The organism is Paenibacillus sp. OV219 (assembly GCF_900110075.1).
GTDB lineage: Bacteria > Bacillota > Bacilli > Paenibacillales > Paenibacillaceae > Paenibacillus_Z.
Window position 1 is genome coordinate 604,343 of sequence record NZ_FOCJ01000002.1, and the last position, 23,359, is coordinate 627,701.

25 protein-coding genes are annotated in these 23,359 nt (G+C 49.9%); 23 read left to right on the forward strand and 2 right to left on the reverse strand.

The features are described from left to right. The first annotated feature begins 6 nt into the window (after nucleotides 1–6). The 12 genes from ffh to BMY11_RS08845 all read left to right on the forward strand — a co-directional run bounded on the left by ffh (nucleotide 7) and on the right by BMY11_RS08845 (nucleotide 9,383). Nucleotides 7–1,380, forward strand: coding sequence for a signal recognition particle protein (ffh, locus tag BMY11_RS08790; protein ID WP_090574092.1), 1,374 nt, complete (start codon nucleotides 7–9; stop codon nucleotides 1,378–1,380). Nucleotides 1,381–1,428: 48 nt separating this feature from the next. Continuing rightward, entirely contained in the window at nucleotides 1,429–1,701 is a 273-nt protein-coding gene (gene rpsP, locus BMY11_RS08795; RefSeq protein ID WP_090574093.1) for a 30S ribosomal protein S16, read from the forward strand. 26 nt (nucleotides 1,702–1,727) lie between these two features. Further along, nucleotides 1,728–1,958 (forward strand): KH domain-containing protein, encoded by a 231-nt coding sequence (locus tag BMY11_RS08800; RefSeq protein ID WP_090574094.1) that lies wholly within the window; start codon nucleotides 1,728–1,730, stop codon nucleotides 1,956–1,958. A gap of 128 nt (nucleotides 1,959–2,086) precedes the next feature. After that, nucleotides 2,087–2,602 (forward strand): ribosome maturation factor RimM, encoded by a 516-nt coding sequence (gene rimM, locus BMY11_RS08805; protein WP_177182563.1) that lies wholly within the window; start codon nucleotides 2,087–2,089, stop codon nucleotides 2,600–2,602. Between the two features lie 4 nt (nucleotides 2,603–2,606). Next, the gene (trmD, locus tag BMY11_RS08810) at nucleotides 2,607–3,353 is read left to right on the forward strand and encodes a tRNA (guanosine(37)-N1)-methyltransferase TrmD (protein ID WP_090574096.1); all 747 of its coding nucleotides are present in this window, start codon (nucleotides 2,607–2,609) and stop codon (nucleotides 3,351–3,353) included. 190 nt (nucleotides 3,354–3,543) lie between these two features. Continuing rightward, nucleotides 3,544–3,885 carry a 50S ribosomal protein L19 gene (gene rplS, locus BMY11_RS08815; protein ID WP_090574097.1) on the forward strand — a complete coding sequence of 114 codons (342 nt, stop codon included), beginning with the start codon at nucleotides 3,544–3,546 and terminating at the stop codon, nucleotides 3,883–3,885. 98 nt (nucleotides 3,886–3,983) lie between these two features. Next, nucleotides 3,984–4,673 carry a signal peptidase I gene (gene lepB / locus BMY11_RS08820; protein ID WP_305728891.1) on the forward strand — a complete coding sequence of 230 codons (690 nt, stop codon included), beginning with the start codon at nucleotides 3,984–3,986 and terminating at the stop codon, nucleotides 4,671–4,673. 14 nt (nucleotides 4,674–4,687) lie between these two features. Then, nucleotides 4,688–5,560 carry a ribosome biogenesis GTPase YlqF gene (ylqF, locus tag BMY11_RS08825; RefSeq protein WP_090574098.1) on the forward strand — a complete coding sequence of 291 codons (873 nt, stop codon included), beginning with the start codon at nucleotides 4,688–4,690 and terminating at the stop codon, nucleotides 5,558–5,560. Nucleotides 5,561–5,653: 93 nt separating this feature from the next. Then, nucleotides 5,654–6,277: a ribonuclease HII gene (locus tag BMY11_RS08830; RefSeq protein ID WP_090574099.1), complete on the forward strand. Its 624-nt coding sequence runs from the start codon at nucleotides 5,654–5,656 to the stop codon at nucleotides 6,275–6,277. A 459-nt stretch (nucleotides 6,278–6,736) separates the two neighbouring features. Further along, nucleotides 6,737–8,671: a flagellar hook-length control protein FliK gene (locus BMY11_RS08835; protein ID WP_090574100.1), complete on the forward strand. Its 1,935-nt coding sequence runs from the start codon at nucleotides 6,737–6,739 to the stop codon at nucleotides 8,669–8,671. Continuing rightward, the gene (locus tag BMY11_RS08840; RefSeq protein WP_090574101.1) at nucleotides 8,668–8,970 is read left to right on the forward strand and encodes an EscU/YscU/HrcU family type III secretion system export apparatus switch protein; all 303 of its coding nucleotides are present in this window, start codon (nucleotides 8,668–8,670) and stop codon (nucleotides 8,968–8,970) included. Before BMY11_RS08835 ends, BMY11_RS08840 begins: the two co-directional genes overlap by 4 nt. Next, the gene (locus BMY11_RS08845; RefSeq protein WP_090574102.1) at nucleotides 8,967–9,383 is read left to right on the forward strand and encodes a YraN family protein; all 417 of its coding nucleotides are present in this window, start codon (nucleotides 8,967–8,969) and stop codon (nucleotides 9,381–9,383) included. The genes BMY11_RS08840 and BMY11_RS08845 overlap by 4 nt, the downstream gene beginning before the upstream one ends. Before the next feature lie 39 nt (nucleotides 9,384–9,422). Here BMY11_RS08845 and BMY11_RS08850 read toward each other — a convergent pair whose 3' ends face one another. Continuing rightward, nucleotides 9,423–10,979, reverse strand: a complete 1,557-nt coding sequence (locus tag BMY11_RS08850; protein WP_090574103.1) for a YifB family Mg chelatase-like AAA ATPase — start codon at nucleotides 10,977–10,979, stop codon at nucleotides 9,423–9,425. 116 nt (nucleotides 10,980–11,095) lie between these two features. Further along, nucleotides 11,096–11,578, reverse strand: coding sequence for a DinB family protein (locus BMY11_RS08855; RefSeq protein ID WP_090574104.1), 483 nt, complete (start codon nucleotides 11,576–11,578; stop codon nucleotides 11,096–11,098). A 323-nt stretch (nucleotides 11,579–11,901) separates the two neighbouring features. On the opposite strand from BMY11_RS08855, the gene sucC reads away from it, so the two are divergent. The 11 genes from sucC to fliE all read left to right on the forward strand — a co-directional run bounded on the left by sucC (nucleotide 11,902) and on the right by fliE (nucleotide 23,329). Further along, on the forward strand, nucleotides 11,902–13,062 hold the full coding sequence (sucC, locus tag BMY11_RS08860) for an ADP-forming succinate--CoA ligase subunit beta (protein WP_090574105.1): 1,161 nt from the start codon (nucleotides 11,902–11,904) through the stop codon (nucleotides 13,060–13,062). A gap of 58 nt (nucleotides 13,063–13,120) precedes the next feature. Then, a complete protein-coding gene (gene sucD / locus BMY11_RS08865; RefSeq protein ID WP_090574106.1) occupies nucleotides 13,121–14,050 on the forward strand; it encodes a succinate--CoA ligase subunit alpha in 930 nt (309 codons plus the stop codon). A 174-nt stretch (nucleotides 14,051–14,224) separates the two neighbouring features. Beyond that, a complete protein-coding gene (gene dprA / locus BMY11_RS08870) occupies nucleotides 14,225–15,352 on the forward strand; it encodes a DNA-processing protein DprA (protein WP_090574107.1) in 1,128 nt (375 codons plus the stop codon). Nucleotides 15,353–15,378: 26 nt separating this feature from the next. Next, nucleotides 15,379–17,484, forward strand: coding sequence for a type I DNA topoisomerase (gene topA / locus BMY11_RS08875; protein ID WP_090574108.1), 2,106 nt, complete (start codon nucleotides 15,379–15,381; stop codon nucleotides 17,482–17,484). Between the two features lie 72 nt (nucleotides 17,485–17,556). Next, the gene (trmFO, locus tag BMY11_RS08880; RefSeq protein WP_090574109.1) at nucleotides 17,557–18,909 is read left to right on the forward strand and encodes an FADH(2)-oxidizing methylenetetrahydrofolate--tRNA-(uracil(54)-C(5))-methyltransferase TrmFO; all 1,353 of its coding nucleotides are present in this window, start codon (nucleotides 17,557–17,559) and stop codon (nucleotides 18,907–18,909) included. Between the two features lie 162 nt (nucleotides 18,910–19,071). Beyond that, on the forward strand, nucleotides 19,072–19,617 hold the full coding sequence (hslV, locus tag BMY11_RS08885; protein ID WP_090574110.1) for an ATP-dependent protease subunit HslV: 546 nt from the start codon (nucleotides 19,072–19,074) through the stop codon (nucleotides 19,615–19,617). Between the two features lie 42 nt (nucleotides 19,618–19,659). Then, nucleotides 19,660–21,066 (forward strand): ATP-dependent protease ATPase subunit HslU, encoded by a 1,407-nt coding sequence (hslU, locus tag BMY11_RS08890; RefSeq protein ID WP_090574111.1) that lies wholly within the window; start codon nucleotides 19,660–19,662, stop codon nucleotides 21,064–21,066. A gap of 33 nt (nucleotides 21,067–21,099) precedes the next feature. Then, the gene (gene codY / locus BMY11_RS08895) at nucleotides 21,100–21,873 is read left to right on the forward strand and encodes a GTP-sensing pleiotropic transcriptional regulator CodY (protein WP_090574112.1); all 774 of its coding nucleotides are present in this window, start codon (nucleotides 21,100–21,102) and stop codon (nucleotides 21,871–21,873) included. Nucleotides 21,874–22,121: 248 nt separating this feature from the next. Next, nucleotides 22,122–22,532, forward strand: coding sequence for a flagellar basal body rod protein FlgB (gene flgB, locus BMY11_RS08900; RefSeq protein WP_090574113.1), 411 nt, complete (start codon nucleotides 22,122–22,124; stop codon nucleotides 22,530–22,532). Between the two features lie 3 nt (nucleotides 22,533–22,535). Further along, a complete protein-coding gene (gene flgC, locus BMY11_RS08905) occupies nucleotides 22,536–22,988 on the forward strand; it encodes a flagellar basal body rod protein FlgC (RefSeq protein ID WP_090574114.1) in 453 nt (150 codons plus the stop codon). 26 nt (nucleotides 22,989–23,014) lie between these two features. Continuing rightward, complete coding sequence (gene fliE / locus BMY11_RS08910; RefSeq protein ID WP_371262778.1) at nucleotides 23,015–23,329, forward strand: flagellar hook-basal body complex protein FliE; 315 nt, start codon at nucleotides 23,015–23,017, stop codon at nucleotides 23,327–23,329. Nucleotides 23,330–23,359 lie beyond the last annotated feature (30 nt).

Here is a 23,359-nt window from a genome sequence, read left to right on the forward strand (position 1 = left end):
ACGATCATGGCATTTGAAGGATTGTCCAGCAGGCTGCAGAACGTGTTTGGCAAACTGCGCGGCAAAGGCAAAGTGTCCGAGGATGATGTTAACGAAGCGATGCGCGAGGTGCGGTTAGCCTTATTGGAAGCCGATGTTAACTTCAAGGTCGTCAAGGATTTCATCGCGAAGGTGAAGGAACAGGCTATCGGAGCGGAAGTGATGAAGAGCTTCACGCCTGGCATGGTCGTCGTCGATATCGTAAACAAAGAGCTTACGGAGCTAATGGGCGGTACGCAATCGAAGTTGGCTAAATCGAATAAGCCACCGACTGTCATTCTGATGGCTGGTCTGCAAGGTGCAGGTAAAACAACTTCCAGCGCTAAGCTGGCGAAGCTTCTCCTCAAGGACAAGCATAAGCCGCTCATGATTGCTGGCGATATTTACCGCCCTGCAGCGATCAAGCAGCTGCAAGTACTCGGCGAGCAGATCGGTGTTCCTGTCTTTACGCTAGGTGATCAAACGTCACCGGTCGAAATTGCACGCGCAGGTCTTCAACACGCGAAGGACAACGGTCATGATTATGTCATTATCGATACAGCGGGACGTCTTCATATTGATGAAGCGCTCATGGCTGAGATTCGTCAGATCCATGATGTATCGAAGCCGGATGAAGTGCTCCTGGTTGTCGATGCAATGACAGGTCAAGAAGCTGTTAATGTTGCACAGAGTTTCCATAGCCAACTTGAGCTGACAGGTGTTATTCTTACGAAGCTGGACGGCGATACGCGCGGTGGTGCTGCGCTGTCGGTTAAAGCAGTAACCGGTTGTCCGATTAAATTCGCGGCGACTGGCGAGAAGATTGAACCACTTGAGCCGTTCCATCCGGAGCGGATGGCTTCCCGAATTCTCGGCATGGGCGATATGCTCTCGCTGATCGAGAAAGCCCATTCGACCATTGACGCTGAGAAAGCGGCTGAGATGGAGCGCAAGATGCGCACGGCGGAGTTCACGTTCGAGGATTTCCTAGATCAGATGGAACAGGTTCGCAAGCTTGGACCGCTGGATCAGCTGCTCGACATGATGCCTGGTATGGGCAAAATGAAGGATATGAAGAACTTCAAGGTGGATGAGAAGCAGATTGGCCGCGTCGAAGCGATTGTGAAGTCGATGACGAAAGCTGAGAAGCAGAAGCCTGAAATTCTGAATCACAGCAGACGTAAGCGTATCGCTACGGGAAGCGGCACTTCCATTACGGAAGTTAACCGCCTCATTAAGCAGTTTGACGATATGAAGAAGATGATGAAGCAATTCTCCTCGATGATGGGTCCTAAAGGTCCAAAGGGCGGCATGAAAGGTCTGAAGAACATGCTGCCGAAAGGCATGAAGTTCCCTTTCTAAGCCAGGAGATAAGCATACGAAAATTTTTTGAAGGAGGTGAATTTCAAAATGGCAGTACGTATTCGTTTGAAACGTATCGGTGCACATAAAGCGCCTTTCTACCGTGTGGTAGTATCGGATTCCCGTTCCCCGCGTGACGGTCGCTTCATTGAGGAAATCGGCACTTATAACCCGGTTGCTCAACCGGCACAAGTGAACATCGATGAAGAGAAAGCTCTTAAATGGCTTCAAGACGGAGCTCAAGCTTCTGACACAGTTCGTAACTTGCTTTCCAAAGCAGGCGTTATGACTAAGCTTCACGAAGCGAAGCTTCAAAAATAACTACTCGATGCGGGGGGCCTATTGTGATGAAAGATTTGATTCTTGTCATAGCGAAGGCTTTAGTGGATTACCCGGAGGACGTGCGTGTCGACGTGAAAGAAGACGATCGCGGCACCGTCTATCTGCTGTCGGTGAACCCTGACGATGTCGGGAAAGTCATCGGCAAGCAGGGACGAATTGCCAAAGCGCTGCGGACGGTTGTCACATCGGCTGCCGTCAAATCGCATAAGCGCGTCATGGTCGATATTATTTCATAGCGATCGTACATCGAGACAGGGTTAGGATACGTACGTATCCTAGCCCTTTTTCGATGTTAATAATGACTAGGATACGAATGTATCCTAGCTCTTTTTGATGTTAATAACGAATAAGGCAGGAGACAATAATGGAACAGTGGTTATCGGTCGGTAAATTAGTGAATACGCACGGCATCCGCGGCGAAGTGAAAATTGTGTTGCAAACGGATTTTCCTGAGGAGCGTTTCGCCCCAAACTCGGTGTTGACGTTGCTTGAGCCGGAATCGAAGCGGAAATTCGAAGTGGAAGTGGTAAGCGCTAGGCTGCACAAGAATATGTACGTCGTGAAGTTTAAAGGCTGGGACGACATTAATGATGTTGAGAAGTACAAAGGCTGGGAGCTGAAGGTGTCCAAGGAAGACCTTGTGCCGCTTGAAGAAGGTGAGTACTACCATCACCAAGTAATTGGTTGTACGGTTGTAACTGATGAAGGTGCTGAGCTTGGCGTCATTACGGAGATTCTATCACCTGGTGCGAACGATGTGTGGGTCGTACAACCGAAGAAGGGCAAGGAAGTGCTCATTCCTGTAATTGATGATGTCGTGCTCGATGTCAATATTGCCTCCAAGATAGTTCAAGTACACCTGATGGAAGGGCTGATCTAGCCTTATGCGTATTGATGTATTAACGCTGTTCCCAGAGATGTTCCACGGTGTATTCGGTGCGAGCATTCTCGGCAAAGCGCGAGATAAAGGTATTGTAAGCCTGAACGCGGTTAACTTCCGTGATTATGCGAATAATAAACATAATACGGTTGATGACTATCCATACGGCGGCGGTGGAGGCATGGTGCTGAAGCCTGAGCCGCTCTTCGCTGCTGTAGAGGAGCTTATGCCCGAAGGCGGACAGCGTCCTCGCGTCATTCTGCTTTGCCCGCAAGGGGAGCCCTACACGCAAAAGAAAGCCGAGGAGCTGTCGCAGCATGACCATCTGGTGTTCGTGTGTGGCCACTATGAGGGCTACGATGAGCGTATTAGGCAGCATCTCGTCACCGATGAAATATCGCTTGGCGATTATGTGCTAACAGGCGGCGAGCTTCCGGCTATGGTTATTATCGACAGTGTCGTTCGTTTGCTTCCAGGCGCACTGGGCAATGAGAACTCAGCAGTGACCGATTCGTTCAGCACAGGGCTGCTTGAGCATCCTCACTATACGCGTCCTGCGGTGTTCCGCGATTGGGAAGTGCCTGATGTGCTGCTCTCCGGACATCATGCGAATGTAGAGGTTTGGCGGCGTCAGCAGTCCATTCTGCGCACACTAGAACGCCGTCCTGAGTTGCTTGAAACGGCTGAGCTGACTAAGAAAGAACGACTGTGGCTTAATGAAATCATCAAAGAACGTGCGAACACAGAATAAAGCTAATGCTCTAGCATACTTCGATAGATTTTCAGAAAAGTGTTGTTGTGTTCTAGGCGGTAATATGTTATATTATCAGATGTTGCTTTGTTAACTCGGACGGTCCGCTATGAAGCCATGATCCGTTTCGTTTGTTCTGAAGGATTCGGGTAGCTTATATGAACGTCTATGGTGGAAGGAGTGAATATAAATGAATCTTTTACAAATCATTGCGCAAGAAAATCTTCGTACAGATATGCCTAACTTTCGCCCAGGCGATTCGTTGAAAGTGCATGTTAAAGTAATCGAGGGTTCGCGTGAGCGTGTACAGTTGTTCGAAGGCGTTGTTATCAAACGTCGCGGCGGCGGTATCTCCGCTACTTTCACAGTGCGTAAAATCTCGTACGGTGTTGGTGTGGAAAGAACTTTCCCACTGAACTCGCCGAAGATCGAGAAGATTGAAGTTGCTCGTCGTGGTAAAGTTCGCCGCGCGAAACTGTACTATCTTCGTGAACTTCGCGGTAAAGCTGCGAGAATTAAAGAAATTCGTTAATGAACGTCAAGAGGGGGACTTGCGCAAACAAGTCCCTTTTCGTTTTTCTACATATGTGTTTAAAATGTAAACTCCGATTATAGAAGAGGGTGGATAGCGTGGATCAACAACGCCGGACGGAAGAAAACGAACAAGAAGCTAAGCAGAATGATGTAGTAGCAACTGCTGAAGAGAGTGCAGATACGCCAGTCGCTACAAGCAGCCGTTCAGGCAACCGAACGCAGAAGGAAGTGATGGAATGGGTCAAAGCACTCGCCATTGCAGCGATACTCGTTCTTGTCATTCGCTATTTCCTGTTTGCTCCGTTTATTGTTGACGGGCCTTCGATGGAGCCTAACTTCTATACCGGTGAGCGGTTAATTGTTAATAAAGTGATTTATGATATTAGAGAACCGAAGCGCGGCGAAGTGATCGTGTTCCACGTGCCTGAGGAAGGCCGGGATTTCATTAAACGCGTCGTTGGCGTACCTGGCGATAAAGTGAAGTACGAAGGTGACAATTTGTACATTAACGGCAAGAAGGTCGATGAGCCTTACTTGGCAGAATCGATCGCTAATGCGAAAGCGAACGGTGAGATTTTTAATAACGAAGGTGCAGACCGCAACTTCCCGAACGCGAACTTTACGACGGATGTTGTGCCTGAAGGCACAGTGCTTGCGTTCGGTGACAACCGCCGTAACAGTAAGGACAGTCGGATGATTGGTTTTGTTTCGGACAAGGAAATCGTCGGCAGAGCAGATATTATTTTCTGGCCTGCTGCGAAAATGTCTTTCGTGAAACATGGATGAGGTGAGTTAACAAGATGACGATTCAATGGTTTCCCGGCCACATGACAAGGGCCCGGAGGGAAATTGAGGCTAAGCTTAAGCTAATTGATATTGCAATTGAACTGCTTGATGCGAGAGTTCCACTCTCTAGCCGAAACCCGATGGTGGACGACATTCTCAAAGGGAAGCCTCGCTTGATTTTGCTCAATAAGACAGATTTGGCAGATGCCCGGACAACGGACAAGTGGATGGCTTATTTTGCAGATATGGGGCATACAAGTCTTGCAATAGATGCTTCGACTGGCACGAGAGTGAATGAAATTCCGGTAAGAGTGAAACAACTGCTGCATGAGAAGATAGCACGCCAAGTGTCCAAGGGCATCACGCCACGTGCTGTTCGCGGTCTAATCGTCGGCATACCGAACGTCGGCAAATCGACGCTCATTAACCGTCTCGCAGGTCGCGCAATCGCGGCAACAGGCGACCGTCCTGGTGTGACGAAAGGTCAACAGTGGATTAAAGTCGGCACAGAGATGGAACTTCTCGATACTCCGGGTATTTTGTGGCCGAAGTTCGAGGATCAGCACGTCGGCATGAAGCTGGCAATGACTGGTGCAATTAAAGAACAGGTCATCAATGTGGAAGAAGTTGCCTTCTTCGCTGTGAAAGAACTGACGAAGCGTTATTGGGATACAATGGCGGAACGCTTCAGTTTGACGAAACCGCCAAGTGATTACGATGATGCGGATGAAATTGTGCGTGTCATGGAAGATATCGGGCGTAAGCGCGGCTGTCTCGTGAGCGGCGGTCGGGTTGATTTGGAGAAAGCATCCGGCATCATTCTGCGTGAGCTCCGGGCAGGCAACCTGGGCCGGATTACGTTGGAATCACCGGAAGATATGATGTAGAAATTGTATGGACGGCTGCCTTGATTGTATGAGGGAGCCGTTTGTCGTTTCATGGGACTGGGATAACGCGAGTGGGGAAGCGGGGGACAGAGGATGCTGGAGTTTGAAAAGCCGCTATGGGCACAAGGCTTCCGTTATATTGCCGGGGTTGATGAAGTTGGCCGGGGTTGCTTGTTCGGCGACGTGGTTGCTGCGGCGGTTATTTTGCCAGAAGGGCTTGTACTTGAAGGCATTGATGATTCAAAGAAGCTGACCGAGAAGAAGCGTGATGAGCTATATGAGGTCATTATGGAGCATGCGGAAGCATGGGCTGTCGCGCGAGTTGATGCATCTGTTGTAGATACGATCAATATTAAGCAAGCGGCACGGCTGGCGATGAAGCAAGCGATCCAGATGCTGTCGGTACAGGCGGAGTATTTGCTCGTCGATGCAGAGATGGTAGACCTCCATTTGCCGCAGGAAGCGATTATTAAAGGCGATGCAAGGAGCCAGTCTATTGCGGCTGCTTCGATTATGGCGAAAGTGACTCGAGACCGTCTTTGCCAAGGCGAGTGGAATGATCTGTACCCGGAATACGGTATTGCGATACATAAAGGGTATGCAACGAAGCTGCATCGTGAGAAGCTGCTTGAGCATGGTCCAAGCCCGATGCACCGTCAGAGCTTCCTTCGGAAGCTGTTTGCAGAGCAGGAAGTAGAGCAGCAGCTGTTGTTTTAGTTGAAAGTGACGTGTTGCTGCTGTGTTTGACCGCTGGTTCCGGTATAATCGGAGTCAGCGGTTTTTTATTTTGGACGGGTAATAAGAAAAAGATAGACGGGATAAAGATAGCAAAATGATGAATGGCAATATATAGATAGCTGGATAAACATGTGGGGATAAAAATAGTAGGAATAAAGATAAGAGCCGATTATAGTTGGAAAGTTGGGGGTAGAGTTAAAGTGGTCTGGCAGACATGCTAATTGAGTGGAAGGTTGCAGAAGAAGATTAAAAGTGGCCCAGTGGACCGGCTGCTTGGGTGGTAAATCACGGGAGTAAGATAAAGTGGGGATTAATGTGCTGAGTTGCGATTGAATTGTTCGTTTTTGTGGTTAAGATGCACTTACCGCAAACCGATAAAAGAGATATAGATTTATGTGCGCGTATAGTAATTGGCATGTGCAGGAAGGATGCGTTCGGATGACGTTATCAATTGGACAGTTGATGAAAGGCTTGCTCGGCGATTCGCAGCCTGTGGAAGGAAAAGCGCTGGAGTTGAAAGTTGGCCAAATCGTACGTGCGGTGCTCGTTAAGATGCTGGATGATCAGGAAGGGATCATTCAAATTAACGGGACCCAGGTACAGGCAAAGCTGGAGACGCCGCTGCAGCCAGGGCAATCGACTTTGCTGCAGGTGCAGCCTCAGTCGATGGATGGGACGCTTGTGCTGAAGCAGGTAGATCAGCAGACAGCCGCAATGCCCGAAGCGACGATGAAAGAATGGCTCAAGGGAGCGGGTTTGCCAGAGCAGAAATGGACCGCGCAGCTGGTGAATGATTTGAAACAAAGCGGCGTTCCGCTAACTCGAGAGACTGCAGGGCAGTTCAAACAAGCGCTTGCCGAGATTCCTCAAGGTGCTGATCCAAAGACTTGGATGAATGCGGCGTCACTCGCGGCGAAGCGAGGTTTGCCGATGACAAGCGCGACGATTAGCGCTCTAGCACAGACGCAATCCGGCGCTCCAGCACATGTGCTGCTGGAAGCTCTGGAGAAGGGGCTTGCCGCTTGGAGCAGCGGCACTGCCGCCGCTAAGGATGGAGCGGCGGGAGGTGCTGCGCAGCCGCCGACAGCAGGGCAAGCGGCAGCAGCGAAGCTGCAGGCGCTGCTTGCCGAAGGCGCAGCGCTTATGCGCGAAGCGCCAGGGGCCCGCGCCGCAGCGGAGCCGGCGACGGCCCGAGCAGCAGGCGAAGCTGCTGCGGGACCGTCCGCGCGAAGCGCGGATGCGGGCGCGGGAGCGAGCTCGGCTGCGCCGAGCGCCCGCGCTGGCGGCGAAGCCGCCGCAGGCGCGGGGGCGCAGCCCGCGCCGGCGCCAGCGCCGCAGGCCGCGGCCGGCGCCATGGCTGCGCGCAGCGCAGCCGCGCAGCCGGCGGGCGCGCAGCCGCCGGCAAGCTCCGGCGCAGCAGCGCCGGAGCAGCCAAACCATGCCGCTGCAGCCGGAGCCCCGGCTCCTAGCAGCGGCGGCACGCCAACCCCGCAGCCAGCCGTCCCGCAGAACTGGGTCGGCCAGCTTATGAAATGGCTCGGCGTCGACCATGAACGACTGCTCGCGGCTTCCGCAACAGATGACCAGCTTCAGACGTCGCCGAAGCTGTCAACAGTGCAACCTAATGAGGCTGCACAAGAGACGCAGCAGCCTCACACCAATGCCGATGCCGCAGCCAAAGAACCGGCTCGCGTAGGTGCAAACAGCGTGGTCATCGAACGCGCGCTGCAGCAGCTGCAAGCGAATCAGCTTTCTGCGCCTGGATTGGCGCAATCGCAGGAAGGCGAAGGCATCAAACATGCTGCTTCCGACACAATGAAGAGCGCGCTGATGACTTTAGCGAGCGCGGATGATGTACCGCAAGCGCTGAAAGATACAGCTCAGCAGCTCGTTTCCCATATTACCGGTCAGCAGCTGCTGCTTACGCCGGAGAAGACGGGCTCGCTTTTCTCCCATGTAACGATGTTTATCCCGATGAAAGGGGCCGACGGCAGCCAGACAGCGTCCGTCCATATTCAAACACGCCGCGACCGCAAAGGAGAGCTGGATGCTGACAATTGCCGCCTGCTCTTTGACCTTCGGATGAATACTTTAGGCGATACGGTCGTAGATGTACAGGTTGTCGATAAGATTGTGAGTGTGAATCTTTGGAACGATCATCCAATGACCGGGGAGTTGGCAGAGTCCTCCCGGCCGGAATTGACTGAAGCGCTGCAGAAGAGCGGCTACCAGTTGCTTACACTGAAAGCGACTCCGATGCCCAATCGAATGGCAGCCCGAATGAATGCAGCAGATGGGGCGACAGCGGCTACCCAATCAAATGGACAAGAATGGACGGCGAAGCCCTATAAAGGAGTGGACTTCCGCGTATGAGGGAGAACAACAATACAACATCGCAGCCTCTCCCGAACAAGAAGGCAGTTGCGCTTAAATATGAACCAGGTGAACGGAATGCCCCTGTTGTCGTTGCGAAAGGGCAAGGAAGGATCGCCGAAGCGATATTAGAGAAAGCAGCGGAGAACGGCGTTCCTGTCCAGCAGGACAAGTCACTTGTCGAAGTGCTCTCCAAACTCGATCTGGATCAAGAGGTCCCTCCTGAGCTATATGCATTGGTTGCTGAGATCCTATCATTCGTCTATCGTTCCGATCAGAGGGCAGGTGGCAAAAAATGACGAGCAGACGGCAGTCTAATGAAGAAAAAAAGGCTGATTCACGACAAACGATTGGCAAGTTCGGGGAGGAACAAGCTGCCCGTTATCTAGACGAACAAGGTTATTATGTTTTAGCACGGAATTGGCGCTGTCGCTCAGGCGAGCTTGATATCATCGCTCAAACCGCCGATACATTCGTCATTATCGAAGTGCGGACCCGCAGACAAGGTGGGAGATTCGGTACAGCAGCAGAATCAGTAGATTTCCGGAAGCAGTATCAAGTACGAGCAACGGCTGAGGTTTATATATCACTTCAGAAGCTGCACGGTCAGCCGGTCAGGTTCGATGTTATTGCGATAACCGCTGTTCCAACACCGAGCGAGCCTATTCCCTATCAAATTACTGAACTGAAACATATCAAAGCTGCTTTTTAACAAATAAGAGATGCCCACCTAGGCATCTCTTTCTGATTTCTAAAGCGCATATAGCTTTCGATCCAATCCTCGGTAACCGATCGCTTCTGCAACATGCGGACTGTCCACTAGCTCACTCTGCTCCAGGTCTGCAATTGTTCTCGCAAGTTTTAATATTCGGTCATGCGCTCGTAAACTTACGCCTAGTGAGTCAAAAGCAAGGCGCAGCAGCTCATCCGCTTCTCTTGTAAGCTGCACAGCTCTTCGCAATGAAGCTCCAGCCAGATCGGTAAGTGGCCTTCCGAGAGCGTCAGTACGAGCGTTTCGGTATTTGATAGCTTGCAGCACAATCTGCTTCATCTGCGCAGAAGTCATGCCGATATGCAAGTCCGCTGTCGCAGGCGGTCGAGCGACCTCAATATGCATATCTATTCGGTCGAGGAGTGGACCGGAGATTTTGGCGCGGTACCTTAAGAGATACGCCTCGCTGCAGCTGCAGCGTTGATCCTCTGAATCATGGCCATAGTAGCCACAAGGGCAAGGATTCATAGAAGCTGCCAATAGAAAATGTGCCGGGAACCGAAATACCGCCCGGCTTCTTGCTATAGTCACCTCACGATCCTCGAGCGGTTGACGAAGCACTTCGAGTGCGGCTCGTGAAAATTCAGGCAGCTCGTCCAGAAACAAGACACCGCGATGAGCAAGTGTCACTTCACCTGGCCGCGGTATCGAGCCGCCACCGATCAATCCTGCTGTGGATATGGTGTGGTGAGGACTGCGGAATTGGCGTTCCTTCATCAGCGAAGGGATGCCTCCAGGGAGCTTGCCGGCTGCGCTATATATCTTCGTTACTTGCAGTGCCTCTTCTTCTGCGAGTGGAGGCATAATGCCGGGAAGCCGCTTGGCGAGCATCGTTTTACCTGTGCCAGGCGGACCTGACAGCAACAAATTATGCATGCCAACTGCTGCGATCAGAAGCGCCCGCTTCGCGTGGTGCTGTCCAAGCACATCCCCGAAATCACCATGTAGATGGATACTCTCGACTAGCAGGCTATTCTGAACATCTCGAGAATGGACGGCATGATATTGCAGCGATCGCCAAGCTTCTTTGTCTGAATCGGCATCCTTCAGCTCTAGCAAATGAGTGATAGCGAACAGCTCGAGCCCTTCAATGCAGGAAGCTTCTGAAGCATTGATATGAGGAAGCAGCACTTTCGTGTGGCCTCTAAGCTTAGCTTGTTCCACCATTGCAAGGACACCTGATATCGCGCGCACCTCGCCGTTCAGCGCGAGTTCGCCGAGAATTATCATATCTCGGAACAATTCGGCCCGCAGTTGTCCGCTCGCGACTAAGACGCCAACTGCGATTGCGAGATCAAAGGCAGTTCCTTCTTTGCGCAAGTCAGCTGGAGCAAGGTTAACGGTAATTCGTTCCATTGGGAACATGAAACCACAGTTCTTGATCGCAGCACGTACACGTTCGACAGATTCTCGCACGGCGGGATCGGGAAGGCCAACGACATTTACTTGTGGGAGTCCATTTGAAATATCGACTTCCACGGCAATCATTCTGCCTTCCACACCATATACGCTGCCGCTGCAAATTTGAGTATACAAAACAAAAAACACCTCCGTCGTTATCGGATGAAGGTGCTTCCTCACTAGTCCGTGTCATATCATGCTTCACATGTATGATAGTCCATCATTGAAAATACTGTCAACAATGCTCGATTTCATTCCGATTGAATGGATTGCTGAATAAATCGCTCGATTTGTTCCTTGTGGTGTGTATCGTGATCGACAAAATCCTCTAAGTACGCCAATACCGTGAACGGATTGCCGTCTCCATCACGATAAACTTCATTATGATGCGTCTCATTTAATGATTTTAACTTTCCAACTAGCTCACTACGTACTTCAATACATGCAGTGATAAGTTCTTCATGGCTGATTGACTTTGCATATGTAGCAGCATTCTCATTAAACTGATCGAAATTAGAATGTTTGAATGTTAGTGGTGTGCCAGCGGCGATTGGAGTTATCGCTTCGCGTAGGAAATGACGATCCCACAACATAATGTGAGCGATCACTTGCTGTGTCGACCATTTGCCAGGTTCGAGCGGAGAGGTCCACTCACCGTTTGAGAGACCGCGCAACGAAGCCGCGAACGAAATCATGGATTCAAAAGTAACCATTAATATTGGAATCGTGCGCATGACTCAGAACAGCTCCTCAATCAAGAATGATGATATGCAATCATAATAATACGAACCTATGTTCGGTGTCAATATTTTGTAAAAGTTAGGTAATACTAATCGTGAACTGCCATCCGTCATGAGGCTTTTCAATGCAAAAGCAATGTTTTCATCTTCATATATTAACTTTCATCGCTTTTCATATCGAATTGAGATGAAATTAATATCAAAAAAGATGGCATCTTGAGCTAAAAAAATAGTAAAGCTATGACGAAACGTGTTACAATACTTATGGTTTTGTGTACATACGTAGTAGTTAACTGCGGATAGGAGGATTTTCGTAAATGAATATCCATGAGTATCAAGGAAAACAATTGCTAAAACAATACGGAGTTGCGGTGCCGGAAGGCAAAGTAGCATTCTCCGTTGAAGAAGCGGTAGAAGCAGCGAAATCGCTCGGTACGCCGGTCGTCGTTGTTAAAGCGCAAATCCATGCGGGTGGCCGCGGTAAAGCGGGCGGCGTTAAAGTTGCCAAAAATTTGGATGAGGTTCGCGACTACGCAAGCCAAATTCTAGGTAAAGTTCTCGTCACGCACCAAACAGGCCCAGAAGGTAAAGAGGTTAAGCGTCTCTTGATCGAGCAAGGCTGCGACATTAAGAAGGAATACTACATCGGTCTCGTTGTTGACCGTGTAACAGGACGCATCGTTATGATGGCATCCGAAGAGGGCGGCACAGAGATCGAAGAGGTTGCTGAGCATACGCCTGAGAAGATTTTCAAAGAAGTAATCGATCCAGCGGTTGGCCTTCAAGTGTTCCAAGCGCGCAAGCTTGCTTATTCCATCAACATTCCTAACGAGCTGGTGAACAAAGCGGCTAAATTCATGCTGTCCTTGTATGCTGCTTTCGTTGAGAAGGATTGCTCGATTGCAGAGATCAACCCGCTCGTCGTTACTGGCGACGGCAACGTAATGGCGCTTGACGCCAAGCTGAACTTCGATTCCAACGCACTGTATCGTCACAAAGACATTCTCGAACTTCGTGACCTGGATGAAGAAGATGAGAAGGAAATTCAAGCGTCCAAGTTCGACCTCAGCTACATCGCGCTCGATGGCAACATCGGTTGCATGGTTAACGGAGCAGGTCTTGCTATGGCGACAATGGATATTATCAAGTACTACGGCGGCGACCCTGCGAACTTCCTGGACGTAGGCGGCGGTGCTACGAAAGAAAAAGTAACGGAAGCGTTCAAGATCATTCTCTCCGATGAGAAGGTTAAAGGCATTTTCGTTAACATTTTCGGCGGCATTATGAAATGCGATATTATCGCAGACGGTGTTATTTCAGCAGCGAAGGAGCTCGGTCTTGACCGTCCGCTCGTCGTTCGTCTGGAAGGCACTAACGTAGAGCTCGGCAAGAAAATGTTGAATGAATCCGGACTAAACATCGTGGCTGCGGATTCGATGGCCGACGGTGCACAAAAAATCGTTGCGCTTGTGAAGTAAGGCATCTGAAGTCGCACTTTCCGCGGCAAATGAATTCATTTAGGGGATGTGAGTTTCGATGAGCATTTTGGTAGACAAGAATACTAAAGTCATTACACAAGGTATTACCGGTGCAACAGGTCTTTTCCATGCGAAAGGCGCCTTGGAATACGGTACTCAAATGGTTGGCGGCGTTACACCTGGCAAAGGCGGCACGAACGTTGACATTACACTTGAGAACGGCACAGTAGTATCCCTTCCTGTATTCAATACAGTTGCTGATGCAGTGGCTAAGACTGGCGCCACTGCTTCGGTTATTTACGTACCACCAGCATTCGCTGCAGATTCCATCTTGGAAGCTGTCGATGCTGAGCTGGATCTCGTTATCTGTATTACAGAAGGTATTCCTGTAATCGACATGATTAAAGTGACTCGGTACATGGAAGGCCGCAAAACGCGCCTGATCGGACCGAACTGCCCAGGTGTTATTACGCCAGGCGAGTGCAAAATCGGCATCATGCCGGGCTATATCCATACAAAAGGCCATGTAGGCGTCGTTTCCCGTAGCGGAACGCTTACCTACGAGGCAGTTCACCAACTGACAACTCGCGGCATTGGTCAATCCTCTGCAGTAGGTATCGGAGGCGACCCTGTTAAAGGTTCGGAGTTCATTGACATTCTGAACATGTTCAATGAAGATCCGGACACTTATGCGGTTATCATGATCGGTGAAATCGGCGGCTCCGCAGAAGAAGAAGCGGCTGAGTGGGTTAAAGCTAACATGAAGAAGCCTGTTGTCGGCTTCATCGGCGGCGCAACAGCGCCTCCAGGCAAACGTATGGGACATGCTGGCGCAATCATCTCCGGCGGCAAAGGTACTGCAGCTGAGAAGATTTCAACGCTGGAGAAATGCGGTATCCGTGTAGCTCCAACGCCTTCCGAAATGGGCTCCACGCTTGTGAGTGTTCTGGAAGAGCGCGGCATGCTCGACAAGTGCAAAACACACTAAGCTGATCAATGCCAATTGCATATAACGAAAAGGTAAGCAACCTTTCGAATTGCCCTCACCAAGGGCTTTCGAAGGTTGCTTTTTTCATTATTTACCATATTCGGCTTGCATTCTGGTTGCTGCGAAGGCACAATAAAGAAGAATGCGAGCCTTCGAATCGGGAGGCGGCGCTATATGAACATGGAATTTGGCAAGCGCAGAGAGCTGTTAATCACAATGCACGAAACACCAGGTGTCGGTTGGCAATCAATCAGAAAGGCTGCCGAGTGCGGTGAATGGCATGCTTTCGAGCGATTTACGCCGGAGGCATGGGTGACGTCGGCAGGGTTAAAGCTTGATCAGGCGCGTGCATTATCGAATGCGTTTTCAAGCGTTGATGTAAAAGCAAGAGATGAAAGAATGAAGGAGCTTGGTATTAAAGTCATAACGAGACTGGACGAAGGCTACCCGGAATTGTTAATGGAATCACCCCAGCCACCATGGGTTTTATATGCGATTGGCAAGGATACACTGCTGAAGAGGCCGTCAATTGCGATTGTCGGGTCGCGAGGACCGACGACCTATGGACGAAGAACGGCTTCTGAGCTTGCTAGGAAGCTCTCTGAGCGAGGTTTAACAGTTGTGAGTGGCATGGCAAGGGGGATTGATGCTTTAGCGCATGAGGGAGCTTTACAGGGCTCTGGAAGCACGATTGCTGTTCTTGGCACACCTGTCGATATAATCTATCCAGCTGACAATCGCCAGCTTTATGCTGAAATTGCGAAGAACGGGCTGATTCTTTCAGAGGTGCCAATTGGAACGCCGTTTCATCCCGGCTTGTTTCCGCTTCGGAATCGGATTATCGCTGCATTGTCTCTCGGTACTGTCGTCGTCGAGGCGGCAGAGCGCAGCGGCTCGCTCATAACGGCCGATCAAGCGCTAGAAATGTCGCGTGACGTGTTCGCTGTACCAGGACCGATCTCTTCTCCAAAGAGTGCGGGCACGAACGGTTTGATTCGCCAAGGTGCTAAGCTTGTCTCGTCATATGAGGATATTATTGAAGAATATTCCGGACTGCCGATATATAATCAAGCGGTATCACTATCAAGCGGACAAGCGGAATCATCACCCGGCAACCTGGAGCTCGAACTGAGCGCAAATGAAGCGATTATCTATCGTTTATTGAGCGATGAGCCACGAACCGTAGACCAACTTCACGAGCTTTCATCGTTCCCTTTTGGACTTTTGCATTCAGTTCTGATAAATTTAACTTTAAAACGTAAGATTGAACAGCATTCAGGTTCCATATATAGTGTAATGTAGCATGTAGTTGAGAGGAGGGCGCAGCGATGGCAGATTCCCTTGTCATTGTCGAGTCACCGGCAAAAGCGAAGACAATTGGAAAATATCTCGGCAGCAAGTTTATCGTGAAAGCATCGATGGGTCATATCCGTGATTTGCCGAAGAGCCAGATCGGTGTTGAAGTAGAGAATGATTTCAACCCCAAATATATAACGATTCGCGGTAAAGGCAGCATCTTGAAGGAATTGAAGGATGCTAGTAAAAAAGTAAAAAAAGTATATCTCGCAGCTGACCCTGATCGCGAAGGGGAAGCAATTGCATGGCACTTGGCGCATTATCTCGAAATTGATGAAAGTGATTCTTGCCGAGTTGTCTTTAACGAGATTACAAAGCAAGCAGTAAAGGATGCCTTTAAAGCGCCACGTCCGATTAATATGGACTTAGTGAATGCGCAGCAAGCGCGTCGTATTCTTGACCGGCTTGTCGGTTATAAGATTAGTCCACTTCTATGGAAGAAAGTGAAGAAGGGGCTGTCGGCAGGCCGCGTTCAATCCGTTGCGGTTAAGCTAATAATTGACCGCGAGAATGAAATTGATGCTTTCGTTCCTGTTGAGTATTGGACGATAACAGCGCAGCTGAAGCAAGGTGCAACGACATTCGAAGCGAAGTATCATTCGCTGAATGGCGAGAAGCGCGAGCTAGGCAACGAAGCGGACGTTCAAGAAGTGATGAAGGCGATGGGCGATTCGGCGTTCACCGTCAGTGAAGTCAAAGAGAAAGAACGGCTGCGCAATCCGGCAGCACCGTTCATTACGAGCTCCTTGCAGCAAGAAGCCGCTCGTAAGCTAGGCTACCGCGCGTCTAAGACGATGTCGGTCGCACAGCAGCTTTACGAGGGCGTCGATCTCGGCAAAGAAGGCACAGTCGGTCTCATCACCTACATGAGAACGGACTCGACACGAATCTCGCCTATCGCGCAAGAAGAAGCGAAGAATTATATTGAAGAGAAATATGGCCCGGCGTATTCTCCTGAGCAGCCACGCGTATACACGAAGAAGAACAGCAATGCGCAGGATGCGCATGAAGCAGTCCGTCCTACTTCTGTATTCCGTGATCCGGAGTCGGTGAAGGAGTTCCTGAGCCGCGATCAGTTCAGGCTATATAAGCTCGTTTGGGATCGGTTCGTAGCGAGCCAAATGTCGTCAGCTGTATTGGATACAATGACAGTAGATTTGAAAGTAGGTTCTGGAGCTATATTCAGAGCAGTTGGCTCGAAAGTAAAGTTCCCGGGCTTTATCAAAATCTATGTCGAGGGCAATGACGACGGTACAACAACAGATGATGAGAAGTTCCTGCCACCGCTTGCTGTCGGTGAAGTGGTAAGTGCAGAAGCGATTGATCCGAAGCAGCACTTTACGCAGCCTCCACCACGCTACTCTGAAGCCCGTCTAGTGCGCATGATGGAAGAAGTAGGCATCGGAAGGCCAAGTACGTACGCGCCGACGCTGGAGACGATCCAGAAGCGTGGCTACGTCGCGATGGAGGAGAAGAAGTTTATTCCGACCGAGCTCGGTGAACTCGTTATTCAGATGATGGAAGAGTTCTTCCCGGAAATTCTCGATGCGGAGTTTACGGCGCATATGGAAGACGATCTCGACCATGTGGAAGACGGCAAGGAAGATTGGGTGAAAGTGCTTGCTAACTTCTATAGCTCTTTCGAGAAGCGGCTTGAGTACGCTGAGGAAGAGATGAAGGAAGTTGAACTGCAGGACGAAATCTCCGATGAGTTGTGTGAGAAGTGCGGGAAGCATCTCGTGTACAAGATGGGCCGGTTCGGCAAGTTCCTGGCTTGTTCCGGATTCCCGGACTGCCGGAATACGAAGCCGATTGTCAAGGATATCGGCGTCACTTGTCCGAAATGCCATGAAGGTAAAATCATCGAACGCCGGAGCAAGAAAGGCCGTTACTTCTACGGCTGCGATCAATACCCTGGCTGCGACTACGTCTCGTGGGATAAGCCGGTTAGCAAGCCTTGCCCTCAGTGCAATAGCGTAATGGTTGAGAAACGTAATAAGAGTGGCGCGAAGCTCCTCTGTACGCAGTGCGACTATAATGAAGAAGTTATTGAAGATATGGAGCCGGCGGAACTATAACGCCGGCCTGCCCTATGTCAGCAGGCATGAAATTGAAACAGGATTGGTTATCTTGAAAGGATGGTAAGTGCATTGTCAGAATTGCAACGTGTAACAGTTATCGGAGCGGGGCTTGCAGGCAGCGAGGCTGCTTGGCAGATCGCATCGCAAGGAGTACCTGTTACTCTTTATGAAATGAGACCGGAGACCCAGACGCCTGCTCACCATACGAAGAACTTCGCAGAGCTCGTGTGCAGCAACAGCTTGCGCGCAAACGGGCTTGCGAACGCCGTTGGCGTGCTGAAAGAAGAGATGCGCAGAATGAATTCCCTCATTCTCGATTGCGCTGATCGGAATGCCGTGCCAGCTGGTGGCGCGCTTGCAGTTGACCGTGACGGCTTCTCGGGCGATGTCACTCGTATTCTGAAGGAGCATCCGCTGATTGATGTCCGTACTGAAGAAGTGACAGAGATCCCACAAGATGGAATTGTACTCATTGCGACAGGTCCATTGACAGCTCCGAAGTTGTCCGCACAAATTCAAGAACTGCTCGGCCAAGAGTATTTCTACTTCTATGATGCGGCTGCGCCAATCGTGGAGAAGGACTCCATCGATATGTCGAAGGTATACCTCGCATCCCGTTATGATAAAGGTGAGGCTGCGTACTTGAATTGTCCAATGACCGAGGAAGAGTTCGATATTTTCCACGAAGCATTGACGACAGCCGAGAAAGCCGAGATGAAGGATTTTGAGAAAGAGCAATACTTTGAGGGCTGCATGCCGATCGAAGTTATGGCAAGCCGCGGCAAGCAAACGGCGCTTTTCGGACCGATGAAGCCGGTGGGCCTCATTAATCCGCATACAGGCAAACTGCCACACGCCGTAGTTCAGCTGCGTCAAGACAACGCTGCAGGCACACTGTACAATCTAGTAGGCTTCCAGACCCACCTTAAGTGGGGCGAGCAGAAGCGGGTATTCTCGCTAATTCCGGGTCTTGAGAACGCAGAGTTTGTTCGCTTTGGCGTTATGCATCGTAATACGTTTATTAACTCGCCGAAGCTGCTTCGGTCGACGTACCAGTCTATTAATCGCGATACGCTATTCTTCGCAGGCCAAATGACTGGTGTTGAAGGCTATGTCGAATCAGCAGCATCTGGCTTGATCGCAGGACTTAATGCCGGTCGATTAGCTCGCGGCTTAGAGCCTGTTGTTCTTCCAGCGGATACAACACTTGGCAGTATGGCGCACTACATTACGACGGCGGACTTTAAGCACTTCCAGCCGATGAATGCGAACTTCGGGCTAGTCCCACCGCTTGAGAAGCGGATGCGCAGCAAGAAGGATAAGAACGATGCCATTGCAAACCGTGCGCTCGATCAGCTAGCGCGGTTTAAGGTGGAGCAGCTAGGTTATACAGCAGTAGAGGAAGAAACGGTTCACGAGTAATCGAAATCCATAGCATCTTGCAGTAGACAGCAGCGGCAGCGATCATTCTACGCCGCTGTTTACTTTTATTTGAAATTTTTGCAAAACTCAAGCTATTCTTACGAAGTAGAATTATTAGCGGAATTGAAAAATATATTTTTGTAAAAAGTGAGGTTGAGGAACATGGAAATGCAATTTCATGCGACCACGATATGTGCGGTACGTCATAATGGTAAAGGTGCCATAGCTGGTGATGGCCAAGTGACTTTCGGCAACAGCATGGTTATGAAGCATACAGCGAAGAAGGTCCGCAGATTGTATCGTGGGCAAGTGATCGCAGGCTTCGCAGGCTCTGTTGCGGATGCAATATCGCTCTTTGAGAAGTTTGAAGGCAAGCTGGAGGAGCATCACGGCAACCTGCAGCGTGCAGCGGTAGAGCTGGCGAAGGATTGGCGTTCAGATCGTGTGCTGCGCAAACTTGAAGCGATGATGATCGTTATGGATGCTACCAGCCTTCTGCTTATTTCCGGCGGCGGCGAAATTATTGAACCGGATGACGGCATCCTCGCAATCGGCTCAGGGGGCAGCTTCGCGCTCGCGGCAGCACGTGCGGTGAAGCAGCATGCGCCTCAGCTTGAGGCGAAGGACATGGTTCGTTCGGCGCTTGAAATCGCTGCAGATATTTGTGTGTTCACAAACCGCAATATTATTGTAGAAGAAATTGGCTAGATGCCTGTTAAGGGCGAATGGACTCATTTGGAGGGGTTAATAATGACAAATGAAGCAATGACACCGAAGCAGATTGTTGCGGAGCTTGATAAATATATCGTAGGCCAGAAACCAGCGAAGAGGTCAGTTGCGGTAGCATTGCGGAATCGTTATCGTCGCAACCGTCTTGATGAAGCGTTACGTGATGAAATTGTACCTAAGAACATTCTGATGATTGGGCCTACAGGCGTAGGTAAGACGGAGATCGCAAGACGGCTGGCGAAGCTGGTGAATGCGCCATTCGTGAAGGTAGAGGCGACCAAATTCACCGAGGTCGGCTATGTCGGCCGCGATGTGGAATCGATGGTGCGCGATCTCGTCGAGACTTCGATACGGATGGTGAAACTGGAGAAGACCGAAAAGGTGAAAGATAAGGCGGAAACGCTTGCGAATGATCGCATCGTTACACTGCTTGTCCCAACAACCACGAAACCAAAGTCCCAGAAAAATCCGCTTGAAATGCTGTTCGGCAATCAGTCGAATGAAAAGGATACTGATGATGAGCCGGTAGAGAGTGCGCAGGTGCTGGAACGTCGCAAGCAAGTGAAGGAGCAGCTCGCAGCAGGCAAGCTTGAGAATGAAACGATCGAGATTGAGGTAGAGGATAATTCCCCGAATATGCTCGATATGCTGGCAGGCCAAGGCAATGAAGGAATGGGTATGGGCGCGAACATGCAGGAATTATTCGGCCAACTGATGCCGAAGCGCTCGAAGAAGAGGAAGCTAGCGGTGAAAGAAGCACGCAAAGCGCTCATTCAAGAAGAAGCGAATAAGCTGATTGATATGGATGATGTGATCTCGGAATCGGTTTTACGTGCTGAGCAGTCCGGCATTATTTTTATCGATGAAATTGATAAGATCGCGAGCTCTACCCGTGGTTCGGGCCCGGATGTATCTCGTGAAGGCGTGCAACGTGATATTCTTCCAATCGTTGAAGGCTCTACGGTGATGACCAAGTATGGTCCAGTGAAGACGGATTATGTTTTGTTCATCGCAGCTGGCGCATTCCATATGGCGAAGCCATCTGATCTGATCCCAGAGCTGCAGGGCCGATTCCCGATTCGTGTAGAGCTTACGAATCTGAGTATAGAGGATTTTGTGAAGATCTTGACGGAGCCGAAGAATGCGCTAACGAAGCAATATACGGCATTGCTCGAGACTGAAGGTATTACGATCACGTTCTCGGATGAGTCGATTCAGGAACTGGCGACGATAGCAGCGGATGTGAATATGAATACGGAGAATATCGGGGCTCGCAGGCTTCACACGATTCTGGAGAAGCTACTCGAGGATCTGTCATTCGAAGCACCGGAGCTGTCGCTTGAGGAGCTTGTCATTACACCGGAATATGTGCGCGAGAAGCTTGGTAATATTGCGAAAAATCGCGATCTAAGTCAATATATACTGTAAGGGATCGGATTGGAAAGTAGGGGGCATAGAGTAATGGTTTTATTAGCAAAAACTAGAACGCTGAACCGGCTGCTGCAGCGTGCAGCTGGCGCAGCGCTCAGTTTCCGTGAGATGGCAGAGGTGCTCTGTACGACGATACAGGCGGATGTGTTTGTTGTTAGCCGTAAAGGCAAAGTGCTTGGTTGTGCCGCTGTTGGCCCATTCCAGCATGAGCAGCTGCGCGCATTACCTGTATCTGAACTGCGTTTCTCGAACGAGAGCAACGAACGTTTCATGAGCTTGCAGGAAACAGTGACGAATGTGACTCCTGACGAAGGTATACAGGAATCCTTCTTGATGATGGTAGGACAAGGCATTATGACCGTTGTTCCTATCGTAGGCGGGCGCGATCGGATTGGGACACTCATTCTGCTGCGCGGTTCAGAGCCGTTCGGCGACGACGAACTGATTCTGGCCGAATATGGCAGTACGATCGTTGGCATGGAGATTCTGCGTGAGCGTGCGGAGGAAATTGAACAGGAAGCGCGCAGCCGTGCAGTTGTAGCCGTTGCTGTTGGCTCGCTCTCGTTCAGTGAGCTGGAAGCGGTGGAGCATATCTTTGAAGAATTGAGTGGCAAAGAGGGCCTTCTCGTCGCGTCTAAGATCGCGGACCGTGTCGGCATTACGCGCTCCGTTATTGTGAATGCGTTACGCAAACTGGAGAGCGCTGGCGTCATTGAAACACGCTCGCTCGGTATGAAAGGGACATATATTCGTATCCTCAATACCCAACTCTTGACCGAGCTTAAAAAGAATAAAAATTCATAAAAGTGCAAGAAATATTACAAAATCATTCAAAAAACAGTACAATAATCCCTGTTTTAAGCCCTATCTTCGACAAAGATAGGGCTTTTTTCTCATTGTAATAATTTAGCAAGTTGAGGAATATTAATCTGACGGTTTTCCTTCGACACAATGCTCTCATATTTTTAATAAATCTTTGTCGAACGAAGAAGGAATGAGGGTTATTCTGTTGAATATTTACACTACACAAGATGGGAAAGTGGGGTTTTTCAGTGAATTTGTTGAATGGCCCGGAATTCAGTCGATTACAGGGTGCTATTAATGCGGCGGAAATGCGCCAACGCGTGATTTCCAACAATATAGCGAATGTCGATACGCCGAAATTCAAGCGCTCCGAGGTCCTTTTTGAATCGCTGCTGGAACAGAGCATGGGCAGCGGAAATTCTCAATTTATCGGCCGGCGCACGAATGCGCGGCACATTCCTATTGGGCAATCGTCTTCGGTCCCTGAAGCTAAAGTGATTACGGATGAGACCACTGTCATGAACAATGACGTTAACAATGTCGATATTGATCGAGAAATGTCGTTACTCGCAAAGAACCAGCTGAATTACAACTTCTACGTGCAGCAACTTAATCATGACTTTAAGATGATGCGCATCGGAATTGAAGGGAGAGCATAATGCATGAGACTTTCTAATGGATTTGATGCTAGCGCATCGGCTCTAACCGCCCAACGTCTCCGGATGGATGTCATCTCGTCGAATATCGCAAATGCCGAAACGACAAGGGGACAATTTGTAAATGGCAAATATGAACCCTATAAGCGAAAGATGGTTGTCCTTGAGCCGACATCGCAATCTTTTGCAGATATTCTGAATGGTCAGATGAGTGGTGCGGGTAGTGCATCACCTGGCGTGAAGGCGACGCGGATTATCGATGATCAGACGCCAGCGAAGCTTGTGTACGATCCAAGCCATCCTGACGCTGACGAGAACGGGTATGTGAAGATGCCGAACGTCGACGTTCTGAAGGAAATGGTTGATATGATCTCTGCATCGCGTTCCTATGAGGCCAACATTACGGCCTTGAATGCGACTAAAGGCATGTTTGTGAAAGCTCTTGAAATCGGTAAATAAACAGAGATAATAGCGGAGGGATTCCATTGATTAACCCAATGTCGTTTAATCCGATCCAAACACAATCGGTTAAACTGCCTGATTCGAACGGCATTAAAGATAAGACGACGCCTTCAGAAATGACCCAATCCTTTAGCAATTTTCTGAAGAATGCAATTGACGGTGTTGCCGCGCAAGAACAGAACGCACAAGCGATGAATGATCAATATATTCTGGGCAATGTAGATGTGTCCCAAGTAATGATCTCTTCACAGCAAGCTGAGCTTGGCTTGCAACTCACCTCGCAAATCCGCAATAAAGTAATTGAGGCTTACCAAGAAATAATGCGGATGCAAATCTAATGACACAGGTTAGAGACATAAGTGAGGTGA

Excerpts from the sequence above, each read along its gene's own strand:
- BMY11_RS08840 (WP_090574101.1), top strand. The coding sequence starts at position 8,668 with ATGAGGGAGAACAACAATACAACATCGCAGCCTCTCCCGAACAAGAAG.
- topA (WP_090574108.1), top strand. The coding sequence starts at position 15,379 with ATGGCAGATTCCCTTGTCATTGTCGAGTCACCGGCAAAAGCGAAGACA.
- hslV (WP_090574110.1), top strand. The coding sequence starts at position 19,072 with ATGGAAATGCAATTTCATGCGACCACGATATGTGCGGTACGTCATAAT.
- hslU (WP_090574111.1), top strand. The coding sequence starts at position 19,660 with ATGACAAATGAAGCAATGACACCGAAGCAGATTGTTGCGGAGCTTGAT.
- BMY11_RS08800 (WP_090574094.1), top strand. The coding sequence starts at position 1,728 with ATGAAAGATTTGATTCTTGTCATAGCGAAGGCTTTAGTGGATTACCCG.
- rimM (WP_177182563.1), top strand. The coding sequence starts at position 2,087 with ATGGAACAGTGGTTATCGGTCGGTAAATTAGTGAATACGCACGGCATC.
- BMY11_RS08835 (WP_090574100.1), top strand. The coding sequence starts at position 6,737 with ATGACGTTATCAATTGGACAGTTGATGAAAGGCTTGCTCGGCGATTCG.
- rplS (WP_090574097.1), top strand. The coding sequence starts at position 3,544 with ATGAATCTTTTACAAATCATTGCGCAAGAAAATCTTCGTACAGATATG.
- dprA (WP_090574107.1), top strand. The coding sequence starts at position 14,225 with ATGAACATGGAATTTGGCAAGCGCAGAGAGCTGTTAATCACAATGCAC.
- trmD (WP_090574096.1), top strand. The coding sequence starts at position 2,607 with ATGCGTATTGATGTATTAACGCTGTTCCCAGAGATGTTCCACGGTGTA.
- BMY11_RS08830 (WP_090574099.1), top strand. The coding sequence starts at position 5,654 with ATGCTGGAGTTTGAAAAGCCGCTATGGGCACAAGGCTTCCGTTATATT.
- ffh (WP_090574092.1), top strand. The coding sequence starts at position 7 with ATGGCATTTGAAGGATTGTCCAGCAGGCTGCAGAACGTGTTTGGCAAA.
- rpsP (WP_090574093.1), top strand. The coding sequence starts at position 1,429 with ATGGCAGTACGTATTCGTTTGAAACGTATCGGTGCACATAAAGCGCCT.
- codY (WP_090574112.1), top strand. The coding sequence starts at position 21,100 with ATGGTTTTATTAGCAAAAACTAGAACGCTGAACCGGCTGCTGCAGCGT.
- sucC (WP_090574105.1), top strand. The coding sequence starts at position 11,902 with ATGAATATCCATGAGTATCAAGGAAAACAATTGCTAAAACAATACGGA.
- ylqF (WP_090574098.1), top strand. The coding sequence starts at position 4,688 with ATGACGATTCAATGGTTTCCCGGCCACATGACAAGGGCCCGGAGGGAA.
- sucD (WP_090574106.1), top strand. The coding sequence starts at position 13,121 with ATGAGCATTTTGGTAGACAAGAATACTAAAGTCATTACACAAGGTATT.
- BMY11_RS08845 (WP_090574102.1), top strand. The coding sequence starts at position 8,967 with ATGACGAGCAGACGGCAGTCTAATGAAGAAAAAAAGGCTGATTCACGA.
- flgC (WP_090574114.1), top strand. The coding sequence starts at position 22,536 with ATGAGACTTTCTAATGGATTTGATGCTAGCGCATCGGCTCTAACCGCC.
- BMY11_RS08855 (WP_090574104.1), bottom strand. The coding sequence starts at position 11,578 with ATGCGCACGATTCCAATATTAATGGTTACTTTTGAATCCATGATTTCG.